Genomic DNA, 14,858 nt, shown 5'->3' on the forward strand with positions numbered 1-14,858 from the left:
CCAGTTGGTGTTCCCGCCGCCGAAGGAGGCTCTCATTCCGCGCGCAAAATTTCGCGTTGACGGACCGAACTAAGACAGGAGAACCAGACATGGCCGCTTTTCAAGAGGTTTTCCGCCGCTCCGGCATCGATGAGCGCCGCAGCCCGCCAGGCATGGTGGTGCCGTTCGGCGGCTCCAACATCGTGGCGCTGATCGATCCCGGAAGAAAGCTCAAAGTCGATCCTAACGCCCATGCCCTCGGGATCAAGGAGATCGATGGCGCCGATACCCTTAGACGCGTAATGCAAGCCAGAGACACCTTCTCCGAACCCGATATCGATCCGCAGCTCAGGGCGGCGTCACTTCCCACCACCTTCAATGGCGATGCACGGTTTTTCGAAATCAATGGCCGGATTAAGCCGATTGGCTTTCCCGGCCTGGAGGTGGTGGCCCGTTCGGCCGGCCGGAAGATCGAAGCCAAGCTCCATGTCGTCGTGCTGCCGGAAATCAAGATCAAGGTGGCGTTCCGTAACGTCATGGTTCCGGGGAGTGGCGGCGCTCCGGCGTTTCACGCCAAGAAGCCTTGCAACGAGCAAGATGAATTGCTGACGATGAACAATATATGGAGGCCGCAGGCCAACATCCGCTTCGAGCGGGTGCCAAGCGACTGGCTGGTCATCGACGACTCGCAGGCTGCCGTCAAACAGGACCTCGCCACTGCGACTGGCATGAAGGATGCGAGCCTAGCGACCTTTCCCGATGTGATCGACGTCGAAAAACTGAAGGGCTTCTTCGTCAAACACAAAGTTCAGGGCGCCCATCTAACCATTTTTTGCGTCGATAAGGTTTGGTCCAATGGCGGCCCCGCCAATGGCTCATTTGCTCGATCGCTGGACCTTGCCTTCATCAGCTCGCAACGCGGGCCTAACACGTCTGCCCATGAATCTGGCCATTTTCTCGGCTACTACTCGAAGAGCGCGAGCAAACCTTGGGACAGCCAAGGCCACACGCTGGAGACCGATCCGAAAACCGGAAAAGAAAACAGGGCGGAAGACATCAAGATGCTGATGCGCGGGGGAGGCGCCGGGTGGAAAATTCCGTTTAATCTCGTCAAGGAGTTCCGCGACTTCCCCGGCTAGCATCCGAAGATCAGACAGAAGCTGGAAATCACTCCAGACGTTGAATGTCGCCTAATGGGATGGTCCGGCCGTGCTCCTGCCCCGCCAGCGATAAGCTGGCCAGGGGCGCCAAGACAAGGAGCACGCCATGTCCCAGACACCCAGTACCGCGATCGCCGTGATCGGCATCGATATCGGCAAAAACTCGTTCCACGTCGTGGGCCACGATACGCGCGGCACCGTCGTGCTGCGGCAAAAGTGGTCGCGTGGCCAGGTCGAGGCGCGGCTCGCCAATATGCCGCCTTGCCTGATCGGCATGGAAGCCTGCGTCGGCGCACATCATTTGAGCCGCAAACTCGCATCGTTAGGTCACGATGCCAGGTTGATGCCGGCCAAATATGTCCGCCCTTATAGCAAAGGACCGAAGAACGACTTCAATGACGCCGAAGCGATTGCCGAAGCCGTGCAGCGCCCGACGATGAAGTTCGTGGCGACCAAGACCGCGGAGCAACTGGATCTGCAGGCGCTGCATCGGGTGCGCGAGCGGCTGGTGTCGCAACGCACCGGCATCATCAACCAGATTCGCGCCTTCATGCTGGAACGCGGGATCGCGGTGCGCCAGGGTATCGGCTTCCTGCGCACAGAACTGCCCACCATCCTTGCGACGCGCACCGATGCCCTGTCGCCACGCATGTTGTGTGTCATCGAGGAGTTGGCAGGCGACTGGCGTCGGCTGGATCAGCGCATCGATAGGCTCTCCGGCGAGATCGAAGCACTGGCCCGTCAAGATCAGGCATGTTCGCGCCTGATGACGGTGCCTGGCATCGGGCCGATCATTTCGAGCGCCATGGTGGCCGCGATCGGCACTGGAGACGTCTTCTCCAAAGGCCGTGACTTCGGCGCCTGGCTCGGGCTGGTGCCCAAGCAGATCTCGACGGGAGACCGCACGATCCTCGGCAAAATCTCAAGGCGCGGCAATCGCTACCTCCGCGTTCTGTTCGTCCAGGCGGCATGGGTGGTGCTGGTCAGGATCAAGAACTGGGAACGTTACGGACTCAGATCCTGGATCGAAGCCGCCAAGAAGCGATTGCACCACAACGTGCTGGCGATCGCACTCGCCAACAAGCTTGCCCGCATCGCCTGGGCGGTGCTGGCTAAAGGACGCGCCTTCGAGCTGACAAGGACCAACGATGCAGGCGTCCGACCCGCTTGATCGTCGCGCCGTGCTCGGCGCGGTCAAGGCGCGGCCTGGCAACGCCGGAGCCAGCCGCAAGCAAAGCGCAACGGCCGGCCTTGACCGCCCGTGCGCGCGACGCGACGCACGTCCTGCGGGCCGGGACGAAGGAACGGCCCCTGGCTCGAACACAGGAACTGCGAGGTAGGAGGAGCAAGCGATGACGTAACCCCATCAACAGGTTCCAGCCGAGGTCTGCGAGAGGATGAGACGAGATGGAGGTTCGGTCTTCCCGGCGCATGCGAACACTGGTGACCCAAATGGCCCAATCGAGGCCTGTCCGCTAATGAGAACGCACGCGCGCTGATATCCATGATGGCCCGGAGAAAATGCTCCAATCAAAGGCCGGATACATTGATGCAAGACCACACCACCTGATCGACGAACCTCTTGCTACGCACGGCCGGACCATACATTGGGTCAGTCGCGTCGTTTTGCGAAGTTCGCGGTAAGGTCCGCTTTAGCCCCAAGAGCCGACGTCGTCAGATCAGCTTCATCCCCTTCAAGCTGGAATGCCCGTTCTTGCCGACGATGATGTGGTCGTGCACGGCGATGCCGAGCGGCCTGGCGATGTCGATGATCGCTTTCGTCATCTGGATGTCGGCCTGCGACGGCGAGGGATCGCCGCTAGGGTGGTTGTGCACCAGGATCAAGGCGGTTGCCGACAGCTCCAGCGCGCGCTTGATCACCTCGCGCGGATAGACCGGGGTGTGGTCGACGGTGCCGGTCTGCTGCACCTCGTCGGCGATCAGCTGGTTGCGCTTGTCGAGGAAGAGCAGACGGAATTGCTCCTTGTCGGCAAAGGCCATGCTGGTGCGGCAATAGTCGATCACCTCGTTCCAGGACGACAGCGCGTTGCGGCTGTTGACCTCGCCCTTGGCGATGCGATGCGCGGCGGCTGCGATCAGCTTGAGCTGGTGGATCGCGGATTCGCCGATGCCGTCGATCTCGCGCAAGCGCGCCACCGGCGCGTGCACGACCTCGGCGAACGAGCCGAAAATCTTGATCAGCGTCTTGGCGAGCGGCTTGGTGTCGCGCCGCGGCAGCGCCGGAAACAGCGCCATCTCCAACAGCTCGTAGTCGCTGAGCGCATCCGCCCCGGCGCTGTAGAAGCGCTCGCGCAACCGCTCGCGATGGCCGTGATAGTGCGGCGCGTCCTCCGGCTTGCTCTTGTCGTGGTCGGCTTTGGCGGGCATCGGCCGCCAGCATCGCCGGGGACCTGCGCTTTTGCAACCGTCAATTGCGGGACGGTGCGCCGGTCGCTGTCTTGCCGGTCCGTGCAGGAGCGGGCACCGTGACCGCCACCACGCCTGCGAGAATGAGCGCCATTCCGGCAAGGCTGGACCATGTGAAGCTCTCGCCAAGGAGCGCGGTGCCGAGCGCCACCGCAAAACCTGCGCGCAAATAGCTCCCGCTTGTCGTGCCGAGCGGGCCGAGTGTGCGGATCAGGCGGAAATAGATCACCATGGCGAGCGCGGTGCAGATGACCGCGAGGCTGAGCACCGCGATGATCGCCTGCGCCGTCGGCGCCAGCGCCCATGGCCGCTCGAGCGCTGCGGCCGCCGGGAGCATCAGCACGGCGGCGCAGCTCATGGCCCCGGCGGCCGTGACGATCGCGGGAAGGCCCGAGAAGCGCTGTCCCCATATCGGCGCGACCGCGTAGCAGAGGCTCGCGCACAGCACGGCCGCTTGCGCCAGCGGAGCGGTCGTGCCGATCCCCGAGAGCGCGTCGGCGCCCATGGTCACGGCAACGCCCGCAAGGCCAAGAGCGACGCCGATGATCTTACGGCCGCTGACGGTCTGCCGTCCGCGCCCGGTCGTCATCGCGATTGCGAGCACGAACATCGGCGGAGTCGCATTGAGCACGCCGGCGAGGCCGCTGGCGATATGCGCCTCGCCCCAGCTGATCAGGGTGAACGGCAGCGCGCTTTGCAGCAGGCCCTGCACGAGGAACGCAGCCCACACCGATCCCCGGCGGGGAAGGGCGTGTCCCTGCGCGCGAGCGATCAGGAGCAGGAGAATGGCCGCGATGGTCACCCGCGCCGCGACCATCGTGACGGGCGGAATCGAGGGGATCGCGACCTTGATCAGCGTGAACGAGCTGCCCCAGATCAGCGCCAGCAGCAGCAGCGGCCCGACCTCGAATGCGAGCGTGGTTTGTCCTGACGTCGTTTGTTGCGCCTGCGTGCTCATGCGATGTGCTCCGGATGTGTCGGCACCATGATCCGGAGCGACGGCGCGGGCTGGCTGAATTCGGACCTCATCGCCCGACCGAGTCCGATTTCAGCTACTCGGCGAGCCGCGCGGCCATTATTCTTCCGCGATGGCGACAGGTTCGGCACATCGGCAAACGCTGCCACCGCATCTCGACTGGGACACATGCGACCGGGCGCGGCTGGCGCGTGCGCGCGCATTCGACGGCCTGTTCTTCTCCGGCGTCCGCTCGACGCGGATCTATTGCCGGCCGGTCTGTCCGGTTCGCCCCGCGCGCTCCGAGAACGTGACCTTCTATCCGACCGCTGCGGCTGCGGAGCGCGCCGGCTTCCGCCCATGCCTGCGTTGCCGGCCGGAAACGGCGCCGGGGTCGCCGGCCTGGATGGGGACCGCCACCACCGTTGCGCGCGGCATGCGCCTGATCAACGACGGTTTTCTGGATCGCGCGTCGATGGTGGAGCTTGCAGAAGCGCTTGGGGTCGGGCCGCGCCATCTCTTGCGCCTGTTCATGCGCCACACCGGCGCGAGCCCGAGCGAGATCGCGGCGACCCGCCGGGTGCAGGAAGCCAAGCGTCTGATCGACCAGACTGAGATGACGTTGGCGGAGATTGCGTTTGCGGCGGGCTTCGGCAGCGTCCGCCGCTTCAACGATGCTTTTGCCGCGACCTACAGGCGGCCGCCGTCGTCATTCCGCCGCCGGCGATAGGACGCGCGCCGGGATCACCCGATCTGTTTCTCGCCGTGCCGCTCCGACAGCGTGAAGATCTCGACGCCGGTCGCGGTCACGCCCACCGAGTGCTCGAACTGCGCCGACAGCGAACGGTCGCGAGTGACGGCGGTCCAGCCGTCGGAGAGGATCTTCACATGCGGCTTGCCGAGATTGATCATCGGCTCGATGGTGAAGAACATGCCGGGCTTGAGCTGGACGCCTTCGCCGGGGCGGCCGATATGGATGATGTTCGGCTCGTCGTGGAACATGCGGCCGAGGCCATGGCCGCAGAAATCGCGCACCACGCTCATGCCCTGCGGCTCGACGAAGCTCTGGATGGCGTGGCCGATGTCGCCGGTGGTGGCGCCGGGCTTCACCGCCGCGATGCCGCGCATCATGGCTTCATAGGTCACCTCGATCAGCCGCTCGGCCTTGCGCGCAATCGGGCCGATCGCATACATCCGGCTGGAATCGCCGTACCAGCCGTCGACGATGAAGGTGACGTCGATGTTGACGATGTCACCCTCTTTCAGCGGACGGTCGCCGGGCATGCCGTGGCAGACCACGTGGTTGAGCGAAGTGCAGGTCGAGTAGCGGTAGCCGCGATACATCAGCGTCGCCGGATAGGCGCCATGGCTGAAGGCGAAGTCGCGGACGAACTGGTCGATGCGCTCGGTCGGCACCCCCGGCCCGACAATGTCGGTGAGCTCGTCGAGGCACTTGGCTACCAGCGCGCCCGCCTTGCGCATGCCGGCAAAGGCGCTCGGTCCATGCAGCTTGATCTGTCCGGTCTTGCGCAGGGAGGTATCGGTGGCTTCGACGTAGCTCATGCTTGTATGGTCTTTGCGGGGCTCGATGCGGTGGAAAGGGCTTGATTTCAGGCCCTAATCTAATGATCGCGGGCCTTCATGCAAGCCGAGCGTGGGCCTTGCGCCCGAAAGCGGGCCTAATTCGGGACTTCTACGGTGGTTTCCACCGGCAGGGCGCCGCCGCGGACGCGGATTTCGCGGACCGGATAGGGAACCCGGATGCCCTCGCGTTTGAAGGCCTCCCACAGCGCCAGCATCACGTCGCTTTTGACATTGTCCATGCCGTCGGGGTCGGCGAGCCAGAGGGTCAGCGAGAACTTCATCCCGGCCTCCGCGAACTCGGTCAGGATGCAGTTCGGCGGCTTGGCTTTCTGCGCGCGGGGATGGGCTATGGCCGTCTCGATGGCGAGCTTGCAGACCAGCCTGGGGTCGGCGTCGTAATTGGTGCCGAAGGCGATCTTCACCAGCGTGTTCTTGTCGGTATAGGTCCAGTTGACGACCTTCTGCGTCACCAGGTCCTCGTTCGGCACCAGGAACTCGCGGCCGTCGCCGGCGGCGACGGAAATATAACGCGTCTTCATCGCGCTGATGCGCCCGGTGTTGTCGCCGATGGTGACGAGATCGCCGGGCTTCACCGACTTGTCGGCGAGCAGGATGATCCCCGAGATGAAATTGGCGACGATCTTCTGCAGGCCGATACCGATGCCGACGCCGACCGCGCCGGAGAATACCGCGAGCGCCGAGAGGTCGATGCCGACCGCGCCGAGCGCAATGACGATTGCGATGGCCAGAAGTCCGATGCGGATGATCTTGACCAGCAGCACCTGCACCGACGGCGTCAGATCGGTGGTCGAGTTGATCCGGCTCTCGGCGAAATTGCTGGCGATGTTGGTGGCCCACAGCGCGATGAGCAGCAGCGCGCCGGCCTTGATCACCAGCAGCGGGGTCAGCCGCAGGCCGCCAAGCACGATCGCGAAGGAATCGAGCAGATCGATCGTCGCGTCGAGCTGGCCGAGGATGGAAAGCGCGGCGACGAACCACGCCGTGATCGACACCAGCTTGACGATGAAGGCGTTGCGTAGCACCGAGGTCACGAGCCGGATCGCCAGCCAGGCCAACCCCATCTTGGCGGCGACCATCAAGAGATAGCTGCGGCTCGGCCAGGTCGCATGGTACATCACGAAGCGGGAGATGATCACGAGCAGGGTGAACACCGCCGTCGAGGCACTGGAGACCATGACGCGGGAGAAGTGCCGGAGCGGCAGCGGCCAGCCCATCGCCAGCGATGTCATGTCGACGCGGTTGCGAACGCCGGCTTCCGCGGCATAGGCGATGCCGGCTGCCGCGAGAATGAGACCAAATTGCAGGTAGAACCAGGGTGAGGAAATCTCCGCCCCGACGCTGCGTGCGGTCGTCTGCACGAACTCCATGAAGTCTTTGAGGTCCATGTCCATCGGTCTCGTCGGGAAGCGGGGGAGGAATTGATTCGAGGGCGCTGCAGAATCCCACAAAGGGTGCGGCCCGGCCATCGATACACCGCTATGTGAAGCGCGTTAAGGCCGCAAAATACGGGCAGATTGCCGCGAGCGGGAGAAAATGGGTTGGCGCGCCGGTGCAGCGACGATAAGGATGCAAATCCAGCTATTTTTACCCGGAAGGTGGATGGCCTCTCTCGACTCTGTCAGCCTCGCCATATTGCTCGGCGCCGTCCTGGTGATGGCGGGTATCCTGTCGAGCCTGCTTGCGCTGCGCTTCGGTGCGCCCCTGCTGCTCGTCTTCCTTGTGATCGGCATGCTCGCCGGCGATTCCGGTCCCGGGCAGATCCAGTTCGACGACGTCCGCACCACCTATCTGGTCGGCTCGGTGGCGCTGGCCCTGATCCTGTTCGACGGCGGCCTGAAGACGCGCTTTGCCAGCATCCGCACCGTGCTTGCGCCATCCGTGGTGCTCGCGACCGTCGGCGTGCTGCTGACCGCGCTGATCACGGCGCCGTTCGCCAAATACGCGCTCGACCTCAACTGGACGGAGTCGCTGCTGGTCGGAGCCGTGGTAGCCTCGACCGATGCGGCCGCCGTGTTCCTGCTGGTCCATACCCAGGGCCTGCGCCTGCGTCCGCGCGTTGGTGCGACGCTGGAGGCCGAGTCCGGCACCAACGACCCCTTCGCGATCTTCCTCACCCTGATGCTGGTCGAATACATCTCGCTGGGATCGAGCTCGGCGGGGCACGTGCTGATGGAGTTCCTGCAGGAGGCGGTGCTAGGCGCCGTCGTCGGCTTCTTCGGCGGACGTCTCGTCGTCATCGCGCTCAACCAGGTGGCGCTGCCGCAGGGCCTGCATGCGCCGTTCGTGACCACAGGCGCGCTCGTGATCTTCGGCGGCTCGCAGATCTTGCATGCCTCGGGCTTCCTCGCGGTCTATCTCGCCGGCATCATCATCGGTAACCGGCCTACGCGCGCGCATAATTCGGTGGTGACCTTCCTCGATGCCGCGACCTGGCTGGCGCAGATCGTGATGTTCGTGCTGCTCGGTCTCCTGGTCTCGCCGAGCCGGCTCGGCGCCAGCGTTTTGCCGGCTGTCGCCGTCGCGCTCGTGCTGATGCTGGTCGCACGGCCGCTCGCGGTGTTCGTCTGCCTGGCGCCATTCCGCTTCAACTGGCGCGAAAGGATCTTCATCGCCTGGACGGGCCTGCGCGGTGCCGTCGCGATCTTCCTGGCGTCGATCCCGATGCTGGTCGGCCTGTCCAAGGCCTATCTCTATTTCGACGTCGCCTTCGTCGTCGTCATCATCTCGCTGCTCTTGCAAGGGTGGACCCTGGCGCCGGCCGCACGCAAGCTGCACGTCGCGCTGCCGCGCGCCGAGCGCGGCCCGAGGCGTGTCGAGCTGGATCTGCCCGGCCAGCTCGAGCAGCAGCTCGTCGGCTATCCGGTGCGATCCAAGAGCCTGTACTTCCGCCGCGGCCTGATCCCGTCCTGGTCGAAGCCGACGCTGGTGATCCGCAACGAGAACATTCTGACGCCGACGGAGGCCGATCCGATCGCGCCCGGCGACTACATCTATCTGCTGGCGCCGCCGGAAAAGGCCGAGTCGCTCGACCGCTTCTTCGTCGACATGCAGCCGAGCACCGCGCCGGACCCGCATCTGCTCGGCGACTTCATGGTCTCCGGCGAGCACACGCTCGCCGAGCTCGCCGAGATCTATGGCGTGAAGGTGAGCGAGGACGAAGGCAAGCTGACCTTGGCCGACTATTTCGACGTCCATCTCGACCGCGCGCCGAAAGAGGGCGCTGAGCTTGCGCTGGACGAGATCGTGCTGGTCGCACGCAGCATCTCCGGCGGCCGCGTCAACGTCGTGGGCCTGCGCCTGCCGGAAGACGAGGAAACGCCCGCGCCATTGACGCGCTGGCAGGCGCTGCGCCGCAAGCTGGCGGAGCTGTGGACCTCGGTGGCGGGGGTTTAGCGGTCCCGGCGTCGTCATGGCGGTGTGAGTTGTTGAAGCGATAAGCCTCCCCAACGTCGTCCTGGCGAAAGCCAGGACCCATAACCACAGGGAGAAGTTTGGCGAAGACTGGTAGCTATCTCTTCTTTGCCGGTACTCGCACCGAACGCTCTCGATCGATCACGCGGTATGGGTCCCGGCCTTCGCCGGGACGACAGCGGAGGGTGTGGTTCCACCAACAGTGCCCGCATCGAGGAGTCTCTCCTTCGCGCTCGCTGCCGGCTTTTTGTCCAATTCATTGCGGCAACCTTGCGGCTCCATCCAGCGCGAACGTCGCGGATGTTTTTTTGAAAGATGCGCATTCGCGACAGACTCTCGCAATGTAGGCGTGAGACTGAAGCCACTATTGGGTCGGGCTTGATCATCCTGCCAGGCCCGACATGGCTCACCTGCGCGACGCCCCGCGTTCGATGGCGGACACGCGCAAGCGGAAAGACATTTGAATGACCTTGGTACTGAACCGCACCTGCGAGACCGACTGCATCGCGAGGGAGATCTCGCATGTTGTCTGCTGACATCCTGCCGTTCTTCCGCGCCTGGATTCGCGATCCTTTGCGTGTCGCAGCGGTTACGCCGTCGGGACCCGCCGCGTCGTCGCTGATGGCGCAGGAGATCACGGCCGAGACTGGCCCCGTCATCGAACTCGGCCCCGGCACCGGCGTGTTCACCCGCGCATTGCTCGATCGCGGCGTCCGGCAGCAGAATCTGACGCTGGTCGAATACGGCTCCGATTTCATCCCGTTGCTGCAGCAGCGCTTCCCCGGCGCGCGCGTGCTGTGGATGGATGCGGCCTGGCTGGTGAGAGAAAAACTGTTTGAAGGGGCGCCGGTCGGCGCCGTCGTCAGCGGCCTCGGATTGCTCACGATGCCGCCAGGAAAAGTGCTGGCGATTCTCGACGGCGCGTTTGCCTATCTCCGTCCGGGCGGCGCGTTTTACCAGATCACGTACGGCCCGCGCTGTCCCGTCCCTGATGCGATCCTCGATCATCTCGATCTGCAGGCAAGTTGCATCGGGCAGACCTATCGCAACCTGCCTCCGGCCTCGGTGTACCGGATCAGCCGCCGTCCCCCCTACGCGTGATCGAGGCACCATGGACACGTCGAGCACGATCGCAATGTTTCTGCACTTCGGCCTGCTGGGCATTGGTTGCCTGGCGCTCGCCGAGAAATTCATTCCGGTGTTTCCGTCCTACGTTCTGTTGATGCTGCTCGGTCTCACCGTGTCCGACGGCGCGTCGCTGGCCATGACCATCGTGGCGACAAGTGTTGGATCGGTCGTCGGCGCGCTCGGCTGGTACGGGCTTGGCCGCGCGCTCGGCTCGCAGCGGATCGAGCGACTGGTGAGGACTTACGGCAAATACGTGCTGCTGCGGCCCTCGTTCTATCAGCAACTCACCGATGCCTATCGCGGCAACCATTTCTGGGTCACGCTGATCGGCCAGACGCTGCCGACCGTGCGGATCTATCTGGCGTTGCCGGCCGGCGTGCTGCAACTGGAGCCGCGCGCCTTCGTCACCGCCACCGCAATCGGCACCGTGATCTGGAACATGCCGTTCCTGAGCCTCGGCTATGTGCTGCGCGACAGCGGTCAGGATCCCGTCAGCATCGGCTTCTGGGTGGTCGCCATCCTCGTCGCTGTGGAGGTCGCGATCATTCTCGGACTTCGCCTTTACACGCACGCGATCGCGCGGCCGCGCCTCGCGTCGTCGCGCGCCATCGCCGCCCCCAAGGCTGTGGAGGAGATCGCATGAGACCCCTGTTGTCCCGGTTTCGGTCCGGCTCGCACACGCTTGAGCATCTCACCGCCGCGGTGCTGATCCTGCTCGCCGGCCTTCAGTTCGGTGTCGCGGCGTCCGACGGGCGGCATCGCGGCGCCCAGTTCGCGCTCCTGGTTCTTGCCGTCGGCGTCTATTGGCATCGCTCGATCTTCCGGCGCCGCGCCAACCGCGATGTGACGAAGGCGGTCGCGGGATTGGCGGAAGCTGCCGCGATGGCATTCCTGCGCGATGACAATCGCGGCGACCGGCCGGCGCAGAGTCCGGACAGGGATGCGGCCTTGCCGTCCGACGTCGTCAAGGTCAGGAGCTTGTTCATCTCCGATGTCCATCTTGGGACGAGGGGATGCCAGGCCGAGCGGCTGATCGACTTTCTCCATCACCATGACGCCGACACTGTGTTCCTGGTCGGCGACATCGTCGATGGCTGGTACCTGCGGTCGAGCTGGTACTGGCCAGGCACGCACAATGCAGTGGTGCAGGCGCTCGTCGATATCGCGCGGCGCGGCAAGCGGATCGTCTATGTAGCCGGCAATCACGACGAGTTCGTGCGCGACTATGTCGGCTCGACCTTTGGCAGCGTCGAGGTGGTTGAGCACGCGATCCACCGGGGCGTCGACGGCCGCGCTTGTCTCGTCGTCCATGGCGATCACTTCGATCTCGTCGTACGCCACGCCCGCTGGCTGGCGCTGCTCGGCGATGTCGGCTATCGCACGGCGCTTGCCTCCAACGTCTGGCTCAACTGGATCCGGAGCCGGTTCGGGCTCGCCTATTGGTCGTTCTCGTCCTGGGCGAAGCTGCGGGTCAAGAATGCGGTCAATCACATCGGCCGCTTCGAGGAGGTTCTGTCGTCGGAGGCAAGGCGGCACGCTGCGCAGGGCGTGATCTGCGGCCACATCCATCACGCAGCGATGCATGACGAGTTCGGCATTCGCTACATCAACACCGGCGACTGGGTGGAATCCTGCACCGGTGTCGTCGAGCACCATGACGGCCGGTTCGAGATCATCCGCTGGGTCGAGGCGCGGCCCCAGCAGATGCCGGGGCCGTCGAGCGTGGTGCCGTTCGCAAGGGCGGTCGCCTGATGCGCGTGCTGGTGGCAACCGACGCCTGGCGCCCACAGATCAACGGCGTGGTGCGCTCGCTCGAATATCTCGCCAGCGAAGCGCCTTCGTTCGGCGCCAGTATCGGCTTCCTCACGCCGGGCGATTTCCCCACCGTGCCGCTGCCCGGCTACCGGGAGATCCGCCTCGCGCTGGCCTCGGTGGGGCGAATCGAGCGCGCGATCAAAAGCATGAGTCCGGATTCCGTGCACATCGCGACCGAGGGGCCGATCGGGTGGATCACTCGCCATGTCTGCCAGACCCGCGGCTATCCGTTCACGACGAGCTATCACACCCGCTTTCCTGAATATCTGGCGGAGCGGCTGCCGGTGCCGCTGAGGTGGAGCTATGCGGTACTGCGCCGTTTCCACAACGGCGGCGACGGCATCATGGTCGGCTCGCCGACGCTGGAACAGGCCCTGAAGGCGCATGGCTTCCGCAACCTGATGCCGTGGTCGCGCGGCGTCGATGCCGTGCTGTTTCGTCCGCGCAGCGTGCAGCCGCTCGCCTTTCCGGCGCCGGTGTTCCTGTATGTCGGCCGCATCGCGGTCGAGAAGAACCTCGAGGCTTTCCTTGCCTTGGACCTGCCGGGCTCGAAGGTCGTGGTCGGCGACGGGCCGTTGCGTGCGAGCCTGCAGGCGCGGTTTCCGCAGGTCCATTTTCTCGGCACGCGAACCGGGCGAGCACTCGCCGATGTCTACGCGTCAGCCGATGTCTTCGTCTTTCCGAGCCTGACCGATACGTTCGGGTTGGTGATCCTCGAAGCGTTGGCGTGCGGCCTGCCGGTTGCGGCCTTCCCGGTGATGGGGCCGCTCGATGTGATCGGAGAGTCCGGATGCGGCTGTCTCGATGCCGACCTGCGCCGCGCGGCGCTCGCCGCCCTGCAGGTGCCGCGCGAAAAATGCCGGGCCTATGCCCTGACTTTCACTTGGCAGGAAAGCGTGCGGCAGTTTCTCGACAACGTCAAGCGGGCGCATGGCATGCTGACCGACGCAGCGCGGCCGCTGTTCGCGAGCTGAGGGACGACAAGCAAGAGAGCGGCAACGTCACAAGCCCCTCACGTCAGCACCTTCACCCCGCCGAACGACGTCACGCGCCCCTCTTTCAGCATCACGATTTGCGTCGCGAGCTGGCGCAACTCGGCGACGTCGTGGCTGACATAGACCATGGGGACGTTGGCCTCATCCCGCAGCCGCACCAGATAGGGCAGGATCTCGAGCTTGCGGCCTTCGTCGAGCGCGCCGAGCGGCTCGTCGAGCAGCAGCAAGCGCGGTTTGGACAACAGCGCGCGGCCGAGCGCGACGCGCTGGCGCTCGCCGCCGGAGAGTTTTCCGGGACGGCGGTCAAGCAAGGCGCCGATGTCGAGCAGGTCGATGACGCGCCTGTGCTGGGCAGGATCGGGCGCAAGGCGGTTCATCCGTCGTCCATAGTCGAGATTCTGCGCAACGTTGAGATGCGGGAACAGCCGCGCGTCCTGGAACACATAGCCGATGCGGCGGCGCCAGGGCGGCACATGAATGCCGGCCGCGGTGTCGTCCACGGTCTCGCCGTCGATCACGATAGTGCCGCGGTCGGGCCGCAAGAGCCCGGCGATCATGTTGACCAGCGAGGTCTTGCCGGCGCCTGACGCACCGAACAGGCCGATGACGCGCCCTTCGCCGGTGAACGATGCGTGAAGCGAGAACTCGCCGAGCTGCTTTTCGACATCGACCCGCAGCATGGTCAATTCCCGTGCAATCGCGCGGTGGCGCGGCGGGCGAACCACTCGGCGGCAATCAGCGCACCCAGCGCCAGGATGACCGAGACGATCACGAGGCGGCCCGCCGCGGCATCGCCATCGGGCGTCTGGATCAACGAATAGATCGCCGAGGAAATCGTCTGGGTCTCGCCGGGAATGTTGGAGACGAAGGTGATGGTCGCGCCGAACTCGCCGATCGCTTTCGCGAAGCCGAGCACCATGCCGGCGAGCACGCCGGGCAGCGCCAGCGGCAGCGTCACGGTGAAGAACACTTTCCACGGTGCCGCGCCAAGCGTCTCCGCGGCCTGCTCCAGCTTGCGGTCGATCGCCTCGATCGACAGCCGCATCGGGCGTACCAGCAGCGGAAACGACATCACGCCGCAGGCGAGCGCCGCGCCGGTCCAGCGGAACGCGAAGACGATGCCGAGATGGTCGGCGAGGAAGCCGCCGACGAGGCCGCGGCGGCCGAAGGTGAGAAGCAGCAGATAGCCGGTCACGACCGGCGGCAGCACCAGCGGCAGGTGCACCAGCGCATCGAGCAGCGACTTGCCCCAGAAATCGCGTCGCGCGAGCAGCCATGCCAGCGCAATGCCGAACGGCGTCGCCACCAGCGTTGCGATCACGGCGACCCTGAGCGAGAGCAGGATCGCAGTCCATTCGGCAGGTGAGATCTCGGACATCAAGT

The 14,858-nt window shown here is 64.9% G+C and carries 14 protein-coding genes; 8 read left to right on the forward strand and 6 right to left on the reverse strand.

Annotation, left to right across the window (positions count from 1 at the left end):
- The first annotated feature begins 89 nt into the window (after window positions 1-89).
- Both ACFLEY_RS03410 and ACFLEY_RS03415 read left to right on the forward strand, forming a co-directional pair.
- Window positions 90-1,118, forward strand: coding sequence for a hypothetical protein (locus tag ACFLEY_RS03410; protein ID WP_060909998.1), 1,029 nt, complete (start codon window positions 90-92; stop codon window positions 1,116-1,118).
- A gap of 127 nt (window positions 1,119-1,245) precedes the next feature.
- Window positions 1,246-2,310 (forward strand): IS110-like element ISBj4 family transposase, encoded by a 1,065-nt coding sequence (locus tag ACFLEY_RS03415; protein ID WP_011087397.1) that lies wholly within the window; start codon window positions 1,246-1,248, stop codon window positions 2,308-2,310.
- Between the two features lie 503 nt (window positions 2,311-2,813).
- Here ACFLEY_RS03415 and radC read toward each other — a convergent pair.
- Together radC and ACFLEY_RS03425 are read right to left on the reverse strand one after the other, a co-directional pair.
- Entirely contained in the window at window positions 2,814-3,527 is a 714-nt protein-coding gene (radC, locus tag ACFLEY_RS03420; protein WP_060909999.1) for a DNA repair protein RadC, read from the reverse strand.
- A gap of 40 nt (window positions 3,528-3,567) precedes the next feature.
- On the reverse strand, window positions 3,568-4,524 hold the full coding sequence (locus tag ACFLEY_RS03425) for a DMT family transporter (protein WP_211433616.1): 957 nt from the start codon (window positions 4,522-4,524) through the stop codon (window positions 3,568-3,570).
- 130 nt (window positions 4,525-4,654) lie between these two features.
- Here ACFLEY_RS03425 and ACFLEY_RS03430 point away from each other — a divergent pair, with 130 nt between their 5' ends.
- Entirely contained in the window at window positions 4,655-5,251 is a 597-nt protein-coding gene (locus ACFLEY_RS03430) for a bifunctional transcriptional activator/DNA repair enzyme AdaA (protein ID WP_060910001.1), read from the forward strand.
- A 14-nt stretch (window positions 5,252-5,265) separates the two neighbouring features.
- Here the strand turns inward: ACFLEY_RS03430 and map are convergent, their stop codons facing one another.
- Window positions 5,266-6,084, reverse strand: coding sequence for a type I methionyl aminopeptidase (gene map / locus ACFLEY_RS03435; RefSeq protein ID WP_011090891.1), 819 nt, complete (start codon window positions 6,082-6,084; stop codon window positions 5,266-5,268).
- Between the two features lie 116 nt (window positions 6,085-6,200).
- Window positions 6,201-7,517: a mechanosensitive ion channel family protein gene (locus ACFLEY_RS03440; protein ID WP_028175937.1), complete on the reverse strand. Its 1,317-nt coding sequence runs from the start codon at window positions 7,515-7,517 to the stop codon at window positions 6,201-6,203.
- Between the two features lie 208 nt (window positions 7,518-7,725).
- Here ACFLEY_RS03440 and ACFLEY_RS03445 point away from each other — a divergent pair, with 208 nt between their 5' ends.
- The 5 genes from ACFLEY_RS03445 (at window position 7,726) to ACFLEY_RS03465 (ending at window position 13,454) form a co-directional block, all read left to right on the forward strand.
- Window positions 7,726-9,519 (forward strand): potassium/proton antiporter, encoded by a 1,794-nt coding sequence (locus ACFLEY_RS03445; protein ID WP_060910002.1) that lies wholly within the window; start codon window positions 7,726-7,728, stop codon window positions 9,517-9,519.
- A gap of 540 nt (window positions 9,520-10,059) precedes the next feature.
- A complete protein-coding gene (locus tag ACFLEY_RS03450) occupies window positions 10,060-10,638 on the forward strand; it encodes a class I SAM-dependent methyltransferase (RefSeq protein WP_060910003.1) in 579 nt (192 codons plus the stop codon).
- Between the two features lie 10 nt (window positions 10,639-10,648).
- Window positions 10,649-11,308, forward strand: a complete 660-nt coding sequence (locus ACFLEY_RS03455) for a DedA family protein (protein ID WP_060910004.1) — start codon at window positions 10,649-10,651, stop codon at window positions 11,306-11,308.
- 239 nt (window positions 11,309-11,547) lie between these two features.
- Window positions 11,548-12,417: a UDP-2,3-diacylglucosamine diphosphatase gene (locus ACFLEY_RS03460; protein WP_060912844.1), complete on the forward strand. Its 870-nt coding sequence runs from the start codon at window positions 11,548-11,550 to the stop codon at window positions 12,415-12,417.
- Complete coding sequence (locus tag ACFLEY_RS03465; RefSeq protein ID WP_060910005.1) at window positions 12,417-13,454, forward strand: glycosyltransferase family 1 protein; 1,038 nt, start codon at window positions 12,417-12,419, stop codon at window positions 13,452-13,454. Before ACFLEY_RS03460 ends, ACFLEY_RS03465 begins: the two co-directional genes overlap by 1 nt.
- A gap of 38 nt (window positions 13,455-13,492) precedes the next feature.
- Here ACFLEY_RS03465 and modC read toward each other — a convergent pair whose 3' ends face one another.
- On the reverse strand, window positions 13,493-14,155 hold the full coding sequence (gene modC / locus ACFLEY_RS03470; RefSeq protein ID WP_060910006.1) for a molybdenum ABC transporter ATP-binding protein: 663 nt from the start codon (window positions 14,153-14,155) through the stop codon (window positions 13,493-13,495).
- A gap of 2 nt (window positions 14,156-14,157) precedes the next feature.
- Window positions 14,158-14,853: a molybdate ABC transporter permease subunit gene (gene modB / locus ACFLEY_RS03475; protein ID WP_011090882.1), complete on the reverse strand. Its 696-nt coding sequence runs from the start codon at window positions 14,851-14,853 to the stop codon at window positions 14,158-14,160.
- Window positions 14,854-14,858 lie beyond the last annotated feature (5 nt).

It is taken from the genome of Bradyrhizobium sp. YCK136 (genome assembly GCF_044570075.1).
GTDB lineage: Bacteria > Pseudomonadota > Alphaproteobacteria > Rhizobiales > Xanthobacteraceae > Bradyrhizobium > Bradyrhizobium diazoefficiens.